Here is a 5,004-nt window from a genome sequence, read left to right as displayed (position 1 = left end):
CGCCACCGGCAGCGTCACCGGCACCTCCTTCGTGGGCGGCCTCGTCGGGTCGAGCACCGGCACGGTCACCACGAGCTACTGGGACACGCAGAGCACGGGCCGGGCGATCGGCATCGGCAATAGTGCGACGGGCGCCACCGGGCGGACGACAGCGCAGATGCAGGATCTGTCGGCCTTCCGCACCACCTACGCGGGCTTCGACTTCGCCACGGTCTGGGCGCCGCCCAACCAAGCCGGACAGGGCGGCCTTTCGACCGCCTATTACCCGCAGCTCTACGGCACGGCGAAGGTCGTCGCCGTGACGCCGGTGACGAGCCGCTCCTACGGCAACGTCAATCCGCCGCTGATCGCCTCCTATGCCGGCCTGCAGCCCGGCGACTTCGTCACCACGCTCGGCACCCTCGGCACGGGCGCGACCGCAACCTCGGACGTGGGCTCCTACGCGGCGACCGCCGCGGGCAGCGCGATCACCAGCCCGGCGGGCACCAGCTACCGCATCCTCTCCGTGCCCGGCACGCTGAGCGTCACCCCGCGGCCGGTCACGGTGACGGCCGACGCGCAGTCCCGCCTCTACGGCGAGGCCAACCCGAGCCTGACCTACACGACGACCTCCCTCGGCGCCGGCGCGCCACTGTCGGGCAGCCTCGCCACGACGGCCGGCCCGACCAGCGACGTCGACCCCTACGCGATCACCCAAGGCACGCTGACGGGAACGGCCAACCCGAACTACGCGCTCACCTATGTCGGTGCGAACCTCGCCGTCACCCCGCGCCCGCTCACCGTCACGGGCGGCACGATCAGCCGGGCCTACGGCGACGCCAACCCGGCGACCACCACGGCCTTCACGGCGCCGACCGGCAGCGCGGGCACGGGCAGCGGGCTGGTCAACGGCGACACGATCGCCTCGGTCGCCCTCGCCTCGGCGACCGCGGACGCCACCAGCGGGGTCGGCGGCTACGCCTTCACGCCCGGAAGCGCGCGCTTCGGCACGGGCAGCGCCGGCAACTACCAGATCAGCTACGCCCCCGGCACGCTGAGTGTCACCCCACGCCCGGTCACGGTGACGGCCGACGCGCAGAGCCGGGTCTACGGCGAGGCCGACCCGAGCCTGACCTACACGACGACCTCGCTCGGCGCCGGCGCACCGCTGTCGGGCACGCTCGCAACGGCGGATGCGACGACCGGCGTCGGCAGCTACGCGATCACGCAAGGCACGCTGACGGGAACGGCCAACCCGAACTACGCGCTCACCTATATCGGCGCGAACCTGACGATCACCCCGCGCCCGCTGACCGTCACCGGTGGCACGATCAGCCGGGCCTACGGCGACGCCAACCCGGCGACGACGATTGCCTTCACAGCGCCGACAGGCAGTGCGGGCTCGGGCAGCGGGCTGGTCAACGGCGACACGATCGCCTCGGTTGCCCTCGCCTCGGCGACGGCCGACGCTGCCACCGGGGTCGGTAGCTACAGCTTCACGCCCGGCAGCGCTCGCTTCAGTCAGGGCAGCGCAGCCAACTACCAGATCGGCTACGCCCCCGGCACGCTGACCGTCACCCCGCGGCCGGTCACGGTGACGGCCGACGCACAGACCCGCCTCTACGGCGACGCCAACCCGAGCCTGACCTACACGACGACCTCGCTCGGCGCCGGCGTGCCACTCTCGGGTTCTCTCGCGACGGCGGATGCGACGACCGGCGTCGGCAGCTACGCGATCACGCAAGGTACGCTGACGGCCTCAGCCAACCCGAACTACGCGCTCACCTATGTCGGCGCGAACCTGACGATCACCCCGCGTCCGCTCATCGTCACCGGCGGCACGATCAGCCGGGTCTACGGCGACGCCAACCCGGCGACCACCACTGCCTTCGTCGCGCCGACCGGCAGCGCGGGCTCGGGCGGCGGGCTGGTCAACGGCGACACGATCGCCTCGGTCGCCGTGGCCTCGGCAACGGCCGACGCCACCACCGGCGTCGGCAGCTACGCCTACACGCCCGGCAGCGCGCGCTTCGGCCAGGGCAGCGCCGGCAACTACCGGATCAGCTACGTCCCCGGCACGCTCCTGGTGATGGCACGGCCGGTCAGCATCACGGCCGACGCGCAGACCCGCGTGTACGGTGACGCCAATCCGGCCCTGACCTACGCCGTGGGCGGACGCGGCCTCGTCGCCGGCGACAGCCTGTCGGGCGGCCTCGCCACCCCTGCCACCCCCGCGAGCGGCGTCGGCCCCTACGCCATCACCCAGGGCACGCTGGCGGCCTCCGCCAATTACGTGCTGACCTACCAGGGTGCGGACCTCACGGTGACGGCCCGGCCGGTCACCGTCACGGCGGAGGCCAAAAGCCGCGTCTACGGCGAGGTCAACCCGGCCCTGACCTACACCACCACCGCGCTGGGAGCGGGCGCGGCCCTGTCGGGGACGCCGGCCACGGCGGCCACCGCCGCTTCGGATGTCGGGACCTACGCGATCACGCAGGGCTCGCTCACGGCCGCCGCCAACCCGAACTACGCGCTCACCTATGTCGGCGCCGGTCTCACCATCGCGGCGCGGCCGATCACGGTGACGGCGGAGGCGCAGACGCGCCTCTACGGCGAGGCCGACCCGGCCCTGACCTACACCGTGGGCGGCCTCGGACTCGTCGACGGCGACCGCCTCGGCGGCGGTCTCGCCAGTGCGGCCGACGCGCGAAGCCCGGTCGGCCGCTACGCGATCACGCAGGGCTCGCTGGTGGCCTCCGCGAACTACGCCCTGGCCTACGAGGGCGCCGACCTGACGGTGACGCCGCGCCCGGTGACGCTCTCCGGAACCCGCGTCTATGACGCCGACACCGACATCGCCGGCGAGCTGTTGACCCCCGGCAACCTCGTGAACGGGGATCGCGTGTCCGTCTCCGGGCGCGGCAGCCTCGCGGGCCGGGACGTCGGCCTCCAGGCCGTCACCGACCTCTCCGGCCTGCGCCTGTCGAGCGGCAACTACACCCTCGCGGGGGCGAGCGGCGCGGTGACGATCACCCCGGCCACCCTCACCTACACCGCCGACGCGGCGCGCCGGAGCTACGGCGCCGCCAACCCGGTGCTGAGCGGCACCGTCACCGGCTTCCTCGGCACCGACACGCGGGCCGACGCCACCACCGGCGAGGCCCGCTTCACCACCGCGGCGGACATCGGCAGCAACGTCGGCGCCTACGCCGTCACCGGCTCCGGGCTCGCGGCGGGCAACTACCGCTTCGTCCAGGCCGCCGGCAACGCCACCGCGCTGATCGTCGATCCGGCCGGGCTCATCGTCACCGGCAGCAAGACCTACGACGGCACCACCGCCTTCTCCGTCTCGCAGCTCACGGTCGTCGGCGGGGTCAACGGCGAGGCCGTCACCCTGGCGGCCGGCGTCGGCACCACCGCGTCAGCCGATGCCGGCACTGATGCCGGCGCGGGCCTGACCGGCCTCGGCCTGTCGGTCGCCGGCGGCAACGGGCAGGCCGCCAACTACCGCCTGCCGATGACCGGCACGCTCACCATCACCCCCGCGACGGTCGGCGTCCGCGTCAACGACGGCCGCTCGACCTACGGCGACCGGCCGGTCGATCCCGGCCTCGCGGCCACCGGCCTCGTCGGCGGGCAGGGCGTGGCGGTGCTCACCGGCCTTTCGACCGGCTTCAGCCTCGATGCGGCGAGCCCGGCCGGCCGTTACACCGTCGCGGTGGCGGGCCGGCTCACCAACGGCAACTACCGGATCGGCACGAGCGAGGCCGGCACCTACACCATCGACCGCCTGCCGATCACCGTCACCGCCGACGCGCAGACCCGCCTCTACGGCGACGCCGACCCGGCGCTCACCTACGCGGTCGGCGGAAGCGGCCTCGCCAACGGCGACCGCCTGACCGGTGCGCTGGCGACCTCGGCCGGGTTGCGAAGCGGCATCGGCCCCTACGCCATCGCTCAGGGCATGCTGGCGGCCTCCGCCAACTACGCGCTGACCTACCGGGGCGCCGACCTCACCGTCACGGCGCGGCCGATCACCGTCTTCGCCGACCCGCAGACGCGCCCGGCCGGCACGGCCAATCCGGCCCTGACTTACACGGTGGGCGGCCTCGGTCTCGTCGCGGGCGATACGTTGACCGGGGCGCTGGCCACCACAGCCGACGCGGAGAGCGCGCCGGGCGTGTACGCCATCACGCAGGGAAGCCTGACGGCCTCGGCGAACTACCGGCTCGGCTTCGTCGGCGCGGATCTCACCGTCCTGCCAAGGCAACTCCAGCCTCAACCCCAGCCGACGCCCGTCCTCCTCGACGCCGGCCGCCTCGCCAGCACCGCCGAGCGCGCCGCCCGCCTCGACGGTGGCCCGGCCGCCCCCGCATTACCGCTCCTCCTTGTGGCCGCGCCGGATGGGACGCTCGTCGCTGCCGACCCGCGCTTCGATGCCGCCCTCGTCTGCGCCGGCCGGCAGGGCGGCTGCTTGCTGGCACCGCCTGCGCTGCTCACCGTACCGAAGCCGCAGGCCGGCCTTCCGGCGGCCGCCCGCTGATCCCGAACCGTCGCCGCGCCGATGCCGTCCTGTCCCGATCCCGACGCACGGTCGTCTCCCCGGGCCGCGAGGTTCACCGCATCCGGCACCGGGCCGAACCCTCGCCTTCGCCCCTTCGGCGCGGCTCGCATCGCCCCCAAGTTTCACCATTAGGACACCGCCGCATGACCTCGTTCGCCCCGCGGAAGGCGGCCCGCTCCGCCCGCCCCCGCCTTTCGGCCGCACTCGTTGCGAGCGTCCTCCTGGCCGGCGGCGCGCTTCCCCCCGGCCCCGCCCTGGCGCAACCGTCCGGCGGCAAGACGCCCGCGGCGCCCGCCCCGCCGCCGGTCCCGTCCGAGCCGGGCGTCACCACGGCGAGCTACGGCGACTGGATCCTGCGCTGCCAGCGCGTCGGGACGGCGGAGAAGGCGGCCCGCCTGTGCGAGGTCTCCGAGGCGATGCAGGTGCAGGGACAGGCCGCGCCCATCGCCCAGGTCGCGATC

At 74.1% G+C, this 5,004-nt stretch carries 1 protein-coding gene and 1 pseudogene; both read left to right on the top strand.

Features of this window, described 5'->3' with window-relative positions:
* Window positions 1-4,522 (top strand): beta strand repeat-containing protein (locus MFF42_RS20190; protein WP_238257342.1); only part of this gene is annotated, 4,522 nt, incomplete at its 5' end.
* A gap of 164 nt (window positions 4,523-4,686) precedes the next feature.
* Window positions 4,687-5,004, top strand: a pseudogene (locus MFF42_RS20185) (invasion associated locus B family protein); the annotation flags it as partial.

It is taken from the genome of Methylorubrum podarium (assembly GCF_022179745.1).
Taxonomy (GTDB): Bacteria; Pseudomonadota; Alphaproteobacteria; order Rhizobiales; family Beijerinckiaceae; genus Methylobacterium; species Methylobacterium podarium.
The sequence above is the reverse complement of the archived record's forward strand: the minus strand, read 5'-3'. Positions and strand labels throughout refer to the sequence as shown.